Below are 15,120 nucleotides of genomic sequence, written 5' to 3'. Positions count from 1 at the left end.
CTTTTTACTGGCCGTACGACTTCGCGGTCCAGTTCAGCGCACCGAGCGAACCACCCTTGATGTCGGTGCCGATCCGGTCGGTCTGGTTGGCGTCGAAGTAGATCGAAGCCGCCCCCGCCGGGGTGATGCCGAGCAGCGGCCGGCCGGCCTGATGCGATTGGCAGTAGCCACTGCTCAAGCTGCCGAAGCTCGACCATCCGGTCGACTGCAGAACCGTCGAGCCGATCGTGGTGGGCGTGGCCAGGTTGACCCGCCACTCCTTCAGCTCACCGTTGGTCTTGGTCCCGATCAGTACGTCGACCGCTGCGGCGCCGGTGCCCTCGGTGCGCTCGTAGGTCAGCGTCTTGACCGCATCCCAGCCGGTCGCCTTCAGCGTCGTCGGCGCGGACACCACGTACTTGCCGCCGGTGTAGGTCAACGTGTAGCGGTACAGGGCGGTGCCGGCGACGCGGTACACGTAGGTGCCGATGGTGAGGATGCGGGTGTTGGCGAAGCCCGACGACATCCGGGTGGCGGTGTTCTTGGTCATCTTCCAGACCCCGTTGGTGCGCTCGCCGCGACGCTCCAGGTCGTACAGGTAGCCGTCGGTCGGGTGCGTGACCAGTTCGCTGCTGATGAACAGGTCGGTGTCACCGGCGCCACCGATCTGCTGCTGCGCGGACGGCACCCAGGTCAGCTTGTCGCCGGGGTACGACGTGATGCTCGTCTTACGGGCGTCGTACCCGTAGGAGAGCCGCTGGCCGTCGGAGCGGTAGGCAGTCGTGTAGACCGCGCACTCCGCCGGTACGTCGCCGACAGCCGCGCTGGCGGGCAGGGCGGTGAGGGCGGTACCGGCCAGGGCGATTGCTCCGACGGCAGCGATGAAAGGTTTGCGCATGGGCGGTGGTTCCTCCGTGAGTTCAGATGACAGCTCGCCAGTATCGACGCAGGCGATGGCCTCGCCGGTTCCCATCGGAGGCCGGCGGTACACCCTGGCCGGGCTAGAGCGGGATGTTGCCGTGCCGACCGCGGACGCGGCCGCCCGCCTCGGCGGTGGCGATCGCGGCAGCCAGTGCCGACCGGGTCTTGGCCGGCTCGACGATCTCGTCGACGACGCCGATCTCGCGGGCGCGTTCGATGCCTCCGGCAATCTTTTCGTGCTCGGCGGCCAGCTCGGCCTCCACCTGCGGGCGCAGGTCCGGCTCGACGTCGGCCAGCCGGCGGCGGTGCAGCACCCGGATCGCGGCGACGGCGCCCATCACGGCCACCTCGGCGCGCGGCCAGGCGAACACTCGGGTCGCGCCGAGCGAGCGCGCGTTCATCGCGATGTACGCGCCACCGTAGGTCTTGCGGGTGACCAGCGTGACCCGCGGTACGACGGACTCCGCGAAGGCGTGCAGCAGCTTGGCGCCTCGGCGTACGACGCCGTCCCACTCCTGACCGACACCCGGCAGATATCCCGGGACGTCGACCAGCACCACCATCGGTACGCCGAACGCGTCGCAGGTCCGCACGAACCGGGCGGCCTTTTCCGCCGACAACGCGTCCAGGCAGCCGCCCAGACGCAGCGGGTTGTTGGCGATCACCCCGACGGTCCGGCCACCGAGGCGGCCGAGCGTGGTGACGATGTTCGGCGCCCAGCGCTGGTGCAGCTCGACGCCGGACTCCTCGTCGAGCACACCGCCGACCAGCGGGTGGACGTCGTACGCGCGCTTGGCCGACTCCGGCAGCAGACCGGACAGGTCGGTGTCGGCGACGTCGCCGGACACCTCACCCTGGTTCGCGAGCAGATCGGCCAGCCGGCGGGCCTTGTCGATCGCGGCGGCCTCGGAGTCGGTGGTGATGTGCACGACGCCGGAGCGCCGGCCGTGCGGCTCGGGACCGCCGAGCCGGAGCATGTCGACGTCCTCGCCGGTGACCGAGCGGACCACGTCCGGACCGGTGACGAAGATCCGTCCCTCCGGGCCGAGGATGACGATGTCGGTCAACGCCGGCCCGTACGCCGCGCCGCCGGCGGCCGGCCCGAGCACCACCGAGATCTGCGGGATCTTGCCCGAGGCCTGGGTCATCTCGTAGAAGATCTTGCCGACCGCGTGCAGGCTGAGCACACCCTCGGCCAGCCGCGCGCCGCCGGAGTGCCACAGCCCGACGATCGGCAGCTCCTCGTCCCGGGCCACCCGGTACGCCTGGACCACGACCTCGCAGCCCTGGTCGCCCATCGCGCCGCCCATCACGGTGGCGTCGGAGCAGAAGGCGATCACCTTCGCGCCCGCGATCGTGCCGCGGGCGGCGAGCATCCCGGACAGGTCGTCGGGCGTGATCAGCTCGAGCGTGCCGGGGTCGAACAAGGCGGTCAGCCGGGAGACCGGGTTGCGGGGATCCTCGTCGCGCGGCAGCTTGGCCGGCTTCGCAGGGGCGGTGGTCATGGCATCTCCCGGGCAGAGTGGGGTGCAACTGAAAGTGGGGCCGGGGAGACCCGGCCCCACGGAGAAATCAGATCGACTTGAAGGCCAGCGCGACGTTGTGACCGCCGAAGCCGAACGAGTTGTTCAGCGCCGCGATGTCCCCGTCGGCGAGCTTGCGCGGCTCGGTCGCGATGTCGAGCTGCACACCGTCGTCGAGCTTGTCCAGGTTGATGGTCGGCGGGACGATCCGGTGGTGCAGGGCGAGCACGGTGGCGATCGACTCGACCGCTCCGGCCGCACCCAGCAGGTGACCGACCATCGACTTCGGCGCGGTCGCCACGGCGGTGTCGGCGACCTTGCCGAGCGCCTTGCGGATCGCCACGGCCTCGGCGACGTCGCCGGCCGGGGTGGAGGTGGCGTGCGCGTTGATGTGCACGATGTCGCCGGTGGACAGGTCGCCCTCGCGCAGCGCCTGCACCATCGCGCGCTCGGCGCCCGAACCGGTCGGGTCCGGCTGCACGATGTCGTGACCGTCGGCGGTGATGCCGGCGCCGGCGAACTCGGCGTAGATCTTCGCGCCACGGGCGATCGCGTGCTCGTAGGACTCCAGCACCAGCACGCCGGCGCCTTCACCGAGCAGGAAGCCGTCGCGGTCGGCGTCCCACGGACGGGACGCGCGCTCGGGCTCGTCGTTGCGCTTGCTGAGCGCCATCATCTGGCCGAACGCGGCCAGCGGCAGGCCGGCGATCGAGCCCTCGGCGCCACCGGCGACGACGATGTCGGCGCGGCCGAGCCGGATCTGGTCGGCGGCCAGCGAGATCGCCTCGTTGCTGGAGGCGCAGGCCGAGACCGGGGTCTGGACGCCCGCCAGCGCGCCCAGTTCGAGGCCGACGTTGGCGGCGGCCGAGTTCGGCATCAGCATCGGGATCGCCAGCGGCGAGACGCGGCGCGGGCCCTTCTGCAGCAGGTCGTAGTTGGCCAGGGTGGTCATCAGGCCGCCGATCCCGGTGGCGATGGCCACGCCCAGCCGGGTCTTGTCGAGCTCGACGTCGGCCAGGCCGGAGTCGGCCCAGGCCTCGCGGGCGGCGACGACGGCGAACTGCGCGTTGCGGTCCAGCCGGCGGGCCTTGACCCGCTCGATCACCTCGGTCGGTTCGACGGCGGCGGGGGCGGCGATCTTGACCGGCAGCTCCTCGACCCAGTCGGCGGTCAGCAGCTTCGCGCCGGACCTGCCGGCCAGCAGCGCCTCCCAGGTGCTGGCGACGTCGCCCCCGACCGGGGTCGTCGCTCCGAGCCCGGTGACTACGACTCGGGTCTTCGACATGGTTACCTCATCCTTCGGCGTATCAGCGGGTGGTGGAGCCAGGGGAGGCCGGTACGGCGTACCGGCGGGGGCTGCTGGAGCGGCGGCTCACCGGACCTCGCGATCCGGTGAGCCCGCCACGGCTGCCAGCACGACCGATTCCAGAAAAGGAGTCGATCAGCCGTTCTGCGCGCGCTCGATGAACGCGACGGCGTCACCGACGGTCTTCAGGTTCTTGACCTCGTCGTCGGGGATCTTGACGCTGAACTTCTCTTCGGCGGCCACGACCACCTCGACCATGGAGAGCGAGTCGACGTCGAGGTCGTCGGTGAAGGACTTGTCCAGCTGGACGTCCTCGACCGGGATGCCGGCGATCTCGTTGACGATCTCGGCGAGGTCGGAGCGGATCTCTTCGGTGCTGGCCATCAGTGTGTTCCCTTTCGAAAATGTGTGCATAACTAGCCGGGCCGGCCACTTGAGCCGTCCCGGACAACAGTGGGTACTACGGGAGCCGGATCACCTGAGCGGCGAAGGTCAGGCCCGCGCCGAAGCCGATGATCAGAGCGAGGTCACCGCTCTTCGCCTCGCCACTCTCGCGCATGGTGGCGATCGCGAGCGGGATCGACGCGGCCGACGTGTTGCCCTGCCGCTCGATGTCGCGGGCGACCTTGACCGTGTCGGGCAGCTTCAGGGTGCGGCGCATCGCGTCGGTGATCCGCATGTTCGCCTGGTGCGGGACGAACAGGTCGAGGTCCTCGGCCTTCACCCCGGCCACGTCCAGCGCCTGCTGGGCGGTCTTGGCCATCTCGAAGGACGCCCAGCGGAAGACCGGGTTGCCGTCCATGGTGAGGTTCGGCCACTGGTAGCTGCCGTGCGCCTCTTTCCAGGACTCCTTCTGGCTGATCACCTCGTGCTGGGTGCCGTCGGAGCCCCAGACCACCGGGCCGATCCCGGTCTGCTCGGACGGACCGACCACCGCCGCGCCGGCGCCGTCGGCGAAGATGAACGCCGTACTGCGGTCGGTCCGGTCGGTGATGTCGCTGAGCCGCTCGACCCCGACCACCAGCACGTACTTGGCGCTGCCGCCGCGGACCATGTCGTTGGCCAGCGCGATGCCGTAGCAGAAGCCGGCGCAGGCGGCGGAAACGTCGAAGGCGGCCGCGGTGGGCGCGCCGACCGCGACGGCGACCTGGGTCGCGATCGCGGGGGTCTGGTAGAGGTGCGTGACGGTCGCGACGATGACGCAGCCGATCTGGGCCGGGTCGATGCCCGCGTCGGCGAGCGCCTCCTTGGCCGAGTTCGCCGACATCATCAGCACGGTCTCGTCGTCGTCGGCCCAGCGCCGCTCCTTGATCCCGGAGCGGGTCTGGATCCACTCGTCACTGGAGTCGATCTGCTCCAGGATCACCGAGTTCGGCACCACCCGGCGCGGCCGGTACGAGCCGAGGCCCAGTACCGAAGCGTGGGCGGTCGGGATCGATTCCGTGATCTGTCCGGGCATGTCAGCTCACTCCACTAGGGTGCAGCCGGATCAGCGGCTGCCCTGGGGCGACCGGGTCGCCCTCTTCCACCAGCCACTCGACCACGCTGCCGCCGTGCGGCGCGCGGACCTCGACCTCGTCGCGGAGGCTCTTCACGATCGCGACCACCTCGCCGGCCTCGACCGTGTCACCCGCCTCACGGGTGACCTGGCCCTCGCGGGTGAACGTGCCCTTCATCGGCGCCACCAGCAGCCGCCAGGTGGGCTGCGCGTTGATGTCGGAGGGGCTGCCGTGCTTGTCCACGAAGGCGCGGGCGTCGTCGAGCTGGTCCGGCGTCTTCAGCGCGAACACCTCGACACCCTTGAGTGCGCGCCGGGCGATCCCGGTCAGCGTGCCGGCCGGGGTCATCTCCAGGATGCCGGTGACCTGCAGGTCGGCCATCGTCTGCATGCACAGGTCCCAGCGGACCGGCGCGTTGACCTGCTGGACCAGCCGGCGCAGTACGTCACGGCCGTCGTGCACGATCTGGCCGTCCCGGTTCGAGATCAGCCGGGTGCGCGGGTCGTGGGTGGTGATGGAGCGGGCGTAGCCGGCCAGGGTCTGGACGGCCGGCTCCATGTGCCGGGTGTGGAACGCGCCGGCCACCGAGAGCGGGATCAGCCGGGTCTTGGCCGGCGGGTCGGCCTGCAGCGCGGCCAGCTCCTCAACGGTGCCGGCGGCAACGATCTGGCCGGGGCCGTTGTCGTTGGCGGCGGTCAGCCCGTACTGCGCCAGCTTGGCCAGGATCTCGTCGCGGTCTCCCCCGAGCACCGCGGTCATCGAGGTCGGGGTCAGCGCGGACGCGGCCGCCATCGCCTTGCCCCGCTCCCGGACCAGCACCATCGCCTGCTCGCCGGTGATCACGCCGGCGCCGACAGCGGCCGCGATCTCACCGACACTGTGACCGGCCAGCGCGCCGATCTTCTCGAACGCGTCACCCGGGTGCGGGAACAGCGCCAGCGCCGACAGCATGCTGGCCGCGACCAGCAGCGGCTGGGCGATCGCGGTGTCGCGAATCGTCTCCGCGTCGGCCTTCGTGCCGTAGTGGGCGAGGTCGAGACCGGCGACCGCGGACAGCCAGTTCAGCCGGTTCTCGAAGACTGGATCCGCCAGCCACGGCTCGAGGAATCCTGGGGTCTGGGCGCCCTGTCCGGGCGCGGCGATGACGAGCACGCTGACAACTCTCCCTGAGTACTGCGGTTCGTGGTGCGGAAAGCAGCACGAATTCTACCCGCAGGACTTTGTAGGGTTCCTACAAAAGCGACGATCCTGGCTCCGGGTTGAGCAGGCGCCCGAGGGCCAGTGCGACACCGAGCGTGAAAGCGTCGCGCGGATTCGACGGCGAGTAGCCCGTGAGATCGCCCACACGCTTCAACCTGTACCGGACAGTATTGGCGTGGATGAACATCGCCCGGGCCGTCGCCTCGATGGAACCACCTGAGTCGAGGTAGGCCGAAACAGTGTCGAGCAGTACTCCGTCGCCCATTGTGAGCGGGCCGTAGACGTCAGAGGCGAGTTGGCGGCGGGCGTGACCGTCTCCGGACAGCGATCGCTCGGGCAGCAGTTCATCCGCTTGAACGGGTCTCGGGGCACCTGGCCAGGCGGGAGCGGCGCGGAGACCGGCGACTGCTGCCCGGGCACTGGTGACGGCCGACATCAGGTCCTTCACGACCGGTCCGACGACGATCGGACCAGGTCCGAACCAGCCGATCAGCTTTTGTACGATCTCGACAGGTTTGCTCGTACCACCGAGTACCACCACCAGCCGATCGCCCTGCATCGCGCACAGCGCGTCAGCACCCGCCTCGCGCGCGGCATGCCGTACTGCGTCGGCCACGTTGGCGCTGCCGGACTCCGTCTCCAGAGCTCGCCCGACGACCACGGCGACCTCCGACGAGGTGCTGCCCGTAGTACTGGTGCCGGTCCAGCCGAGGGCCGAGGCGCGCGATCGGACCGACTCGTCGGCCTCGCCGCGGATCACCGAATCGACCACCAGCGCTTCGAGCCGGGCGTCCCACGCGCCGCGCATCTCGGCGGCCTGGGCGTAGATGGTGGCGGCGGCGAACGCGACCTCGCGGGCGTACCGCTGCATCGACTCCCGCACCGCCGGTACGTCGTCAGCCGGCAGCAGGTCGCCGATCGTGTGCTCGATCATCTCGATCGTGGTCCGCAGCAGATCCACGGTCTGGTGCAGCGAGATCACTCTGGTGAACTCGCGTGGCGCGGAGCCGAACATCCGGGTCGGCATCGAGGCGTGCACCTCGGGATCACGGAACCAGTCGACGAACGCGGTGATGCCGGACTGGGCTACCAGGCCGATCCAGGAGCGGTCCTGCGCGGAGAGCTGGCTGAACCAGGGGAGCTTCTCGTCCATCGCGGCGGTCGCGGCGGTGGCGAGGGCGCCGGTCGCGGCCTGCAGCCGCTCGGCGCGTGCCTCATGTTCCTTGAGCTCCTTGAGCTCCCGCTTGGTCACCACGTCCTGACCATACAGAGCCTGTCGGAGAGGAGGTTGTGGTTCGCAGGTGAGTGCGAAGTGCAGCCAGTGCTGGGTGGCGGTTGCTGGTGCGCCAGATCAGCGAGTGCGGATAGACCGGGGTTGGGTTGTGCAGAGTGATCCGGCGCAGGTCGTAGGCGTCCGGCCAGCGCAGCCGGGTCTGCTCGCCGACGAAGGTGGCGCGATCGGGGGACTCCGCCAGCGCGTCGAGCATGGCGTCGACCCCGAAGTTCGGTCCGACCGTGTCGATGGTGAAGCCGAACGCGGCGGCCAGCTCGTCGTAGTACGCGGCCCACTCGGTGCCGGCGATGTTGCCTGGCATCCAGATGGTGCGGTCTTCGAGATCACCCAGGGTGAGGCTTGGGGTGTCGGCGAGCGGGTGTGTGGGGCCGGTGAGGAGCTGCAGAGGCTCGTCGAACACGCGGAGGCTGTCGATCTCCGGTTCGGCCGGCGGCATGGTGAGCCAGCGGAAAGTCGCATCGATCGAGCCATCGCGTACTGCGGCGACGGCTGTCTCACCGTCCGGCAGCGTGACGATGTCCAGCTCGACGTCCGGCTGCACGCGATGGAATTCTCTGACCAGCCCTGCCGGCGCGAGAAAGCCGCCGATCACATCGACCCGGAGAGCGCGGTTAGCGGGCTGGACGGAGTTGAACGCCTGCCGTTCGACCTCGAGCAGCCGGCGCGCATGCGGGAGAAACGCCTGGCCGTCGAGAGTGAGCTGCGCGCCCCGCGCAGTACGGGTGAAGAGTTTGCTGCCGAGGTGTTTCTCCAGCGCGGCGATGCGTTTGGAGACGGCCTGCTGGGTGATCCGGAGATCGTCGGCGGCGTCCTGGAACTTGTCGGTGGCCGCTGCGGCGACGAAGGTGCGCACGGCGTCGAGGTCCACGGACTCTGTTCTACAACGTCGGGTTGTGGCTCGCCGAGCGGGTCGTTGTTTGAGCCGGCCCGGGGTGGCGGGCTTGGATCTGTCGGGTGAGTGAACGGAAGCTGGGCCGGCAGTTCGGCTGGTTGTGGACCTCGTACGCCGTGAGCACGGTCGGGACCTGGTTCGCGTTCGACGCGTTCCCGTTGATCGCGATTCTGGTGCTGCACTCGGGGCCTGGTCAGGTGTCGTTGCTGGCCGCCGCCGGGCTGGCGGTCGGGGCTGTGGTCGCGGTGCCGCTCGGGCCTTGGGTGGAGTTCCGGCGCAAGGTGCCGGTGATGATCGGGATGGATCTGGTGCGGTTCGGCGCGTTGGTGACGATCCCGGTGGCGTACTGGTTCGGGTGGCTCAGCTTTCTGCAATTGGTGGTCGTCTCGGTCGTGGTCGGTGCCGCCGACAACGCTTTCACCGCCGCGACTGGCGCAGTACTGAAGGCTGTGGTGCCGCGATCGCGGTTGCTGGTCGCGACGGGACGGTTTGAGTCGACCACGTGGACGGCCACGATGATCGGGCCGCCGTTGGGTGGCGCGTCGATCAGTGTGTTCGGGCCGGTCGTGACGGTGTTGGTGGATGCGGTCAGCTATCTGGTGTCGGCCGCGAGTGTGCGCGCGATTCGGCTGCGGGAGACGCCGCCTGTACGCCGTGGCGAGCGGTTGAGGCTGGCGGATCTGCTCGACGGGTGGCGTTACATCCTTGGGCATTCGGCGCTGCGGTTGCTGTTCTTCAACGGAGTATTGACCAGTGGGTTGATCATGGCGACCGCGCCGCTGCTCGCCGTACTGATGCTTGGTGAGCTCGGGTTCGCGCCTTGGCAGTACGCGCTGGCCTTCGGGTTGCCGTGCATCGGCGGGTTGATCGGGTCGCGGTTGTCGGCGCCGTTGGCCGCGCGCTTCGGCGCCCATCGGGTGTTGATGGTCACGGGCTGGCTGCGCGCGTTCTGGTTGCTCGGGCTGGCCTTCGTGCGGCCGGGGGTGTCCGGGCTGCTGATCGTCATCCTGGTGGAGCTGGGGCTGATCACTTGTATGGGGATCTTCATGCCGCTCTTCGCCGCGTACCGATTGACGGAGACGCCTGATGACCGGGTGGCGCGGACGCTGTCGGCCTGGTCGATCTCCAGCAAGGCGGTGATCGCGCTGATGACTGCCCTGTGGGGCGTGCTGGCTGCTGTCAGCACGCCCCGGGTGGCGGTCGCTGTCGCCGGGGTGTTGATTCTTGCGACGCCGTTGCTGCTTCCCCGGCGAGAGCTGTCAGCGGCTTCCGCTGAACGGACCCTCTAGCCCGAACGCGAGATCGGCGAACCGCTCGGCCAGCTGGTGATGCGTGGCGTTGTCGGGGTGCAGCTGGTCCGGCAGCGGGCGTACGGCGAAGTCCTTCTCGCCGTACAGTTCGCGGCCGTCGAGGTAGCTGATGTTCGGGTCGGTCTTCGCCCGGACCGCGATGATGGCTGCCAGCTCTTGGCGGATCCAGTTGAGGGTGAGCTTGCCGGGCTCGTTCGGATCACCGGTCGCCATGAACTGCACCGTGCCGCCGCTGAAGTCCGGCGCGCCCGGGCCGGGGGTGTCCTCGTGGATCGGGCAGTAGATCGACGACACGACCAGCAGCGGCGTGGTCGGGTGACCGTCGCGGATGGTGTCCAGGAATCCGTGCACGGCCGGGCCGAACGCGCGCTGCCGCATCAGGTCGAGGTTGACCAGGTTGATGCCGAGCTTCACGCTGATCAGGTCGGCCGGCAGGTCGCGCATCGTCCGCGCGGTGAACGGATCGAGCAACGCGCTGCCGCCGAAGCCCAGGTTGGTCAGCTCGACACCGGCTCGCGCCGCCGCCAGGGCCGGCCAGATCTGGGTCGGGCTGTCCGCGTTCGACCCATGGCTGATCGAGCTGCCGTGATGCAGCCAGACCTTCCTGTCTTGCTGGGTCTGTGGCTCGATCTCGGCATTGGTGCGCAGGGCAACTAGTTCGGTCCGCTCGCGGTGCGGGAGCCAGATCTCGATCGTCTTGTCGGTGCCTGGCAGTTCACTGAAGCCGACCGTGGTCGGCTCACCGGGCGCGAACTCCGTCGATCCGGTCGCGAGGTCGAGGGTGAAGACGTTGCCGCCCGCCGAGCTGGCCTGCGCCGTGAGCCTGCCGTCGACGAGCAGGTCGTACACGCCGTCGGGGCCTGCCGGCGCACCGGCGTACCGGACCTTGGTCGGCAGCACGTCCAGCTCAATCTCGGTGGCAGTCGTGCGGAAGCTCAGCCGCACGCCGGAGGGCTGCGCCTCGGCCATCGCGAGCTGCCCGTCCGCGGTCTGCGCCCGAGCCCAGGCCGGCAGTCGATGCGGCAGTACGCCGTACTGGGTGCGCTCGAGCTCGACCGCTCCTCGGACGAGATTCTGATCGATCGGGGTCTGTATCCAGGAACTCATAGGTACTATCCTAGAGGTACTAGGCAAATACTTTCTGGAGGACCCGGATGCCCCGCGTGGGAATGACCGCCGACCGCCTCACCCAGGCCGCGGCCGAACTGGCCGACGAGATCGGCTTCGGCAACGTCACCGTCTCGGCCCTGGCCCGCCACTTCGGCGTGAAGGACGCGAGCCTCTACTCCCACATCAAGAACGCCCACGACCTCCGCATCCGAGTGGCCGCCCTCGCCTTCACCGAACTCGCCGACATAGTCGCCGCCGCCATGGCCGGCCGCGCAGGCAAAGACGCTCTGCTGGCCTTCGCCAACTGCTACCGCGACTACGCGACGCGACACCCCGGCCGGTACGCCGCGATGCAACAAGACCTGGCCGCCGACAGCCTCGCCGCCGCCCCGGCCCGCCGGCATGCTGACCTGACCCGCGCGATCCTGCACGCCTACCGGTTGTCTCCGGACGCGGAGATCGACGCCATCCGGCTGCTCGGCGCCACGATGCATGGCTACATCACCCTTGAGCTGACAGGCTCCTTCCGGCATACCTCTCGCTCGTCAGACCTCTCGTGGACGATGGCCCTGACCGCGCTTGATCTGACGTTGAGCAATTGGCCGGCGGATTGACGCTGGCTCTGAGGTTCGAGCACGGGTTGGCGGCTGGCGTACGAAGTACTGGCAGCGGCTGAGGCGGGTTGTCCCCGGGAGGCGGCATGATGGGGGGATGAGTGATCGGGCGGGTGTCGAGGCCGCGGTGGAGGCGTTGCGGCAGATCGGGTACTTCCTCGAGCGGGAGCGGCAGCCGACGCATCGGGTGAAGGCGTACCGGCGGGCGGCGGACACGATCGAGGGTTTGCCGGCGGCCGAAGTACGGGCTCGGCGGCGCGCCGGGACGTTGACCGAGCTGGCGGGGATCGGGCCGAAGACCGAGGCCGTGATCGTCGAGGCGATGGACGGCGAGACCCCCTCGTACCTGCTGAAGCTGGAGAAGGCCGCGGGGGAGTTGACCACGGCCGGCGCCGGGGTCGCGCTGCGCGCCGAACTGAAGGCCGATCTGCACCTGCACTCCGACTGGTCCGACGGCGGTAGCCCGATCGAGGAGATGGCCCGTACTGCGGCTGCGCTCGGACACCAGTACATGGCGCTTACCGACCACTCGCCGCGGCTGACCATCGCCAACGGCCTGTCCCGCGAACGGCGGCTACAGCAACTCGACGTGGTCGCGGAACTCAACAAGAAGCTCGCCGACGAACTCGACGGCTTCACGATCCTGAACGGCATCGAGGTCGACATCCTCGACGACGGCTCCCTCGACTGCGACAGCGAGATCCTCGCCCGCCTCGACGTGGTCGTCGCCAGCGTCCACTCCAAACTCCGGATGGACTCCGAGGCGATGACCGAGCGAATGGTCCGCGCGATCGCCAACCCGCACGTCGACATACTCGGCCACTGCACCGGGCGCCTGATCACCGGGGATCGTGGCACGCGGCCGGAGTCGCAGTTCGACGCCGAGGTTGTGTTCGAAGCCTGCAAGCAGTTCGGTACCGCGGTGGAGATCAACTCCCGGCCCGAGCGTCTCGACCCCCCGCGCCGATTGCTGTCGCTGGCGGTGGAGACGGGGTGTGTGTTCTCGATCGACACCGACGCTCATGCGCCCGGGCAGCTCGACTGGCAGATCTACGGCTGCGAGCGGGCCGAGGAGTGCGAGGTGTCCCCGGACCGGGTCATCAACACCTGGTCAGCGGATGATCTGCGCGAGTGGATCGCGTCCTAGACGCCGCTCACTGCAACTTATTCACCATTGACTCACCTGAGTATGGTATTTAGTTACCAACACTCTGTGATCGCCCAGTGGCGCAACGCCACTCACTGGAGGTGTAGTCAATGAACGAGATCAGCCGTAGAACCGTCCTGAGAGCCGCCGGCGGCCTGACCGCGGCCATCGGCCTCGGAGCCGGGACCGTGCTCGCCACCGGATCCACCGCCAGCGCGGCCGGTGACGGTTTCGGCCTGCGGATCGTCGACCGCAACGAGGCCGACCCGCGGATGAAGTACTACCGGTTCCAGACCAGCGCCGTCGGCTGGAACCCAGGCGTCAACGTCCTGCTCCCCAGCGACTACAACAGCGGCCGCCGCTACCCGGTCCTCTACCTGCTGCACGGCGGCGGCACCGACCAGGACTTCATCACCTTCGACCGCTGGGGGATCCGGCAGCTCACTGCCGGCCGCCCGATCATCGTCGTGATGCCCGACGGCGGCCACGCCGGCTGGTACTCCAACCCGGTCAGCTCCAACGTCAGCGCCCGCAACTGGGAGACCTTCCACATCGCCCAGCTGCTGCCGTGGATCGACGCCAACTTCCGCACGTACGCCGAGTACAACGGCCGCGCGGTCGCCGGCTTCTCGATGGGCGGCTTCGGCGCACTCAAGTACGCCGCGAAGTACTACGGCCACTTCGCCTCCGTCAGCGCGCACTCCGGCCCCGCCAGCCTGCGCCGCGACGCCGGCCTCGTCACTCACTGGGCCAACGCGTCCTCAGCTGCGCTCGACCTCAACGGCGGCACCGTGTACGGCGTACCGTTCTGGGACGAGGCGCGCGTCAACGCCGACAACCCCTGCCAGCGGATCGAGAGCTACCGCAACAAGCGCGTCTTCCTGGTCGCCGGGACGAGCCCCGACCCGGTCAACTGGTTCGACACGATCAACGAGACCCAGGTGCTCGCGGGGCAACGCGAGTTCCGTGCGCTGCTCGGCAACGCCGGGATCGGGCACGAGTGGCACGAGGAGCCGGGCGGGCACATTTTCCGCGGCAACATGTTCAGCCGCGATCTCGACGGCATGATCGCCAGGCTGCGCAAGGCCTGATCGCCACCTCGCTTTCGTCACGGGGGTCAGCTCGTCGGCTGACCCCCGTGGTGATACTTGGAGCATGAGCAATCTCGAGAAGGACCCGGCCGAGGGTGTCTGCGGCGGTGAAGGCGCGGAGAGCCAGGTGCTGGAACTGTTGGAGGCTCGCGAGGTCCTCCTCGGACGTACGACGAAGGTCCGGCGGTTGCTGCCGAACAAGAACCGCCGGATGGTCGGCGCCTGGTGCTTCGTCGACCACTACGGTCCCGACGACCTGAGCGCCCGCGTCGACTCGTACGACGGACCGGGGGAGCGCGGCATGCTCGTACCGCCGCACCCGCACACCAGCCTGCAGACGGTGAGCTGGTTGTTCGAGGGCGAGATCGAGCACCGCGACAGCGTCGGTTCGCACGCGATGGTGCGCCCCGGCGAGCTGAACATCATGACCGCCGGCAACGGCATCGCGCACTCCGAGGTCTCGCTCCCGGACGGCCCGCCGCGGCTGCACGGCGCCCAGCTCTGGGTCGCACTTCCCGACTCGGACCGTACTGCGGTCGCACCGCACTTCAACACGTACGCCGACCTGCCGGTGCTCGACCTCGACGGCGCCCGCGCCACCGTGATGATCGGCACGGTCGCCGGCGTCACCTCACCCGCCCCGGCGTACACGCCCCTCGTCGGCGCCGACTTCCAACTCGCCGCTGGTCGCTCCCTCACCCTCCCGCTGACCCTGGCCTTCGAGTACGCCGTACTGGTGGTCGCCGGCTCGCTGGTTGCCGGCGACCTGACCGCCGGCTTCGGCGAAATGCTCTACCTGGGCACCGGTCGTGACTCCATCTTCCTGACGTCAGCTGACGGTGCCCGCTTCTTACTCCTCGGCGGCGAACCGTTCGAAGAGGAGCTGGTGATGTGGTGGAACTTCATCGGCCGCACGCACGAGGAGATCGTTGCTGCCCGCAACGACTGGATGGCGTCGATCGATGCCGGTGGCACCGACCGCTTCCCGGCTGTCCCCGGCTACGACGGCGACCCGCTGCCTGCGCCGCCGCTGCCCGGTACCCGCCTCAAACCTCGCCCTCGGTCGCGCTGAGCCTGTTCTTTCTTCAGCTCGCCGCACCACAGCCCTTCGCCAACGCAGCCGCAGGCACCCGCACCAGCAGTACGCCGGCCACCTGCCGCTGTCACGCAGTACGCCGGCCACCTGCCGCTGTCACGCAGTACGCCGGCCACCTGCCGCTGTCACGCAGTACGC

14 protein-coding genes are annotated in these 15,120 nt (G+C 69.1%); 5 read left to right on the top strand and 9 right to left on the bottom strand.

The window, feature by feature from the left end:
• Window positions 1-4: 4 nt before the first annotated feature.
• The 8 genes from AB0P21_RS07255 to AB0P21_RS07220 all read right to left on the bottom strand — a co-directional run bounded on the left by AB0P21_RS07255 (window position 5) and on the right by AB0P21_RS07220 (window position 8,590).
• A complete protein-coding gene (locus AB0P21_RS07255) occupies window positions 5-877 on the bottom strand; it encodes a hypothetical protein (RefSeq protein WP_363694511.1) in 873 nt (290 codons plus the stop codon).
• A gap of 103 nt (window positions 878-980) precedes the next feature.
• Window positions 981-2,405, bottom strand: coding sequence for a carboxyl transferase domain-containing protein (locus AB0P21_RS07250; RefSeq protein ID WP_363694509.1), 1,425 nt, complete (start codon window positions 2,403-2,405; stop codon window positions 981-983).
• Window positions 2,406-2,472: 67 nt separating this feature from the next.
• Window positions 2,473-3,708 (bottom strand): beta-ketoacyl-ACP synthase II, encoded by a 1,236-nt coding sequence (locus tag AB0P21_RS07245; protein ID WP_363694507.1) that lies wholly within the window; start codon window positions 3,706-3,708, stop codon window positions 2,473-2,475.
• Between the two features lie 156 nt (window positions 3,709-3,864).
• On the bottom strand, window positions 3,865-4,116 hold the full coding sequence (locus AB0P21_RS07240; protein WP_333486519.1) for an acyl carrier protein: 252 nt from the start codon (window positions 4,114-4,116) through the stop codon (window positions 3,865-3,867).
• Window positions 4,117-4,189: 73 nt separating this feature from the next.
• Window positions 4,190-5,188: a beta-ketoacyl-ACP synthase III gene (locus tag AB0P21_RS07235; RefSeq protein ID WP_363694505.1), complete on the bottom strand. Its 999-nt coding sequence runs from the start codon at window positions 5,186-5,188 to the stop codon at window positions 4,190-4,192.
• Window position 5,189: 1 nt separating this feature from the next.
• Complete coding sequence (locus tag AB0P21_RS07230; protein ID WP_363694503.1) at window positions 5,190-6,380, bottom strand: acyltransferase domain-containing protein; 1,191 nt, start codon at window positions 6,378-6,380, stop codon at window positions 5,190-5,192.
• 79 nt (window positions 6,381-6,459) lie between these two features.
• Entirely contained in the window at window positions 6,460-7,683 is a 1,224-nt protein-coding gene (locus AB0P21_RS07225; RefSeq protein ID WP_363694502.1) for a helix-turn-helix domain-containing protein, read from the bottom strand.
• On the bottom strand, window positions 7,643-8,590 hold the full coding sequence (locus AB0P21_RS07220) for a LysR family transcriptional regulator (RefSeq protein ID WP_363694500.1): 948 nt from the start codon (window positions 8,588-8,590) through the stop codon (window positions 7,643-7,645). Before AB0P21_RS07220 ends, AB0P21_RS07225 begins: the two co-directional genes overlap by 41 nt.
• Window positions 8,591-8,676: 86 nt before the next feature.
• On the opposite strand from AB0P21_RS07220, the gene AB0P21_RS07215 reads away from it, so the two are divergent.
• On the top strand, window positions 8,677-9,903 hold the full coding sequence (locus AB0P21_RS07215) for an MFS transporter (RefSeq protein ID WP_363694498.1): 1,227 nt from the start codon (window positions 8,677-8,679) through the stop codon (window positions 9,901-9,903).
• Here the strand turns inward: AB0P21_RS07215 and AB0P21_RS07210 are convergent.
• Entirely contained in the window at window positions 9,874-11,031 is a 1,158-nt protein-coding gene (locus AB0P21_RS07210) for a GDSL-type esterase/lipase family protein (protein ID WP_363694495.1), read from the bottom strand. The genes AB0P21_RS07215 and AB0P21_RS07210 overlap by 30 nt on opposite strands.
• 47 nt (window positions 11,032-11,078) lie before the next feature.
• Between AB0P21_RS07210 and AB0P21_RS07205 the strand changes: the two genes are divergently transcribed.
• The 4 genes from AB0P21_RS07205 (at window position 11,079) to AB0P21_RS07190 (ending at window position 14,958) form a co-directional block, all read left to right on the top strand.
• Window positions 11,079-11,648, top strand: coding sequence for a WHG domain-containing protein (locus AB0P21_RS07205; protein WP_363694493.1), 570 nt, complete (start codon window positions 11,079-11,081; stop codon window positions 11,646-11,648).
• A gap of 97 nt (window positions 11,649-11,745) precedes the next feature.
• Window positions 11,746-12,795 carry a PHP domain-containing protein gene (locus AB0P21_RS07200; RefSeq protein ID WP_363694491.1) on the top strand — a complete coding sequence of 350 codons (1,050 nt, stop codon included), beginning with the start codon at window positions 11,746-11,748 and terminating at the stop codon, window positions 12,793-12,795.
• Between the two features lie 110 nt (window positions 12,796-12,905).
• The gene (locus AB0P21_RS07195) at window positions 12,906-13,886 is read left to right on the top strand and encodes an esterase family protein (protein ID WP_363694490.1); all 981 of its coding nucleotides are present in this window, start codon (window positions 12,906-12,908) and stop codon (window positions 13,884-13,886) included.
• 64 nt (window positions 13,887-13,950) lie between these two features.
• Window positions 13,951-14,958, top strand: coding sequence for a pirin family protein (locus tag AB0P21_RS07190; protein ID WP_363694488.1), 1,008 nt, complete (start codon window positions 13,951-13,953; stop codon window positions 14,956-14,958).
• The last annotated feature ends 162 nt before the right edge of the window (window positions 14,959-15,120 follow it).

This window comes from Kribbella sp. NPDC056861 (assembly GCF_040687575.1).
In the GTDB taxonomy this organism is placed as follows: Bacteria; Actinomycetota; Actinomycetes; order Propionibacteriales; family Kribbellaceae; genus Kribbella.
Note: the sequence above shows the minus strand (reverse complement) of the source record. Positions and strands in the feature narration are given on the sequence as shown.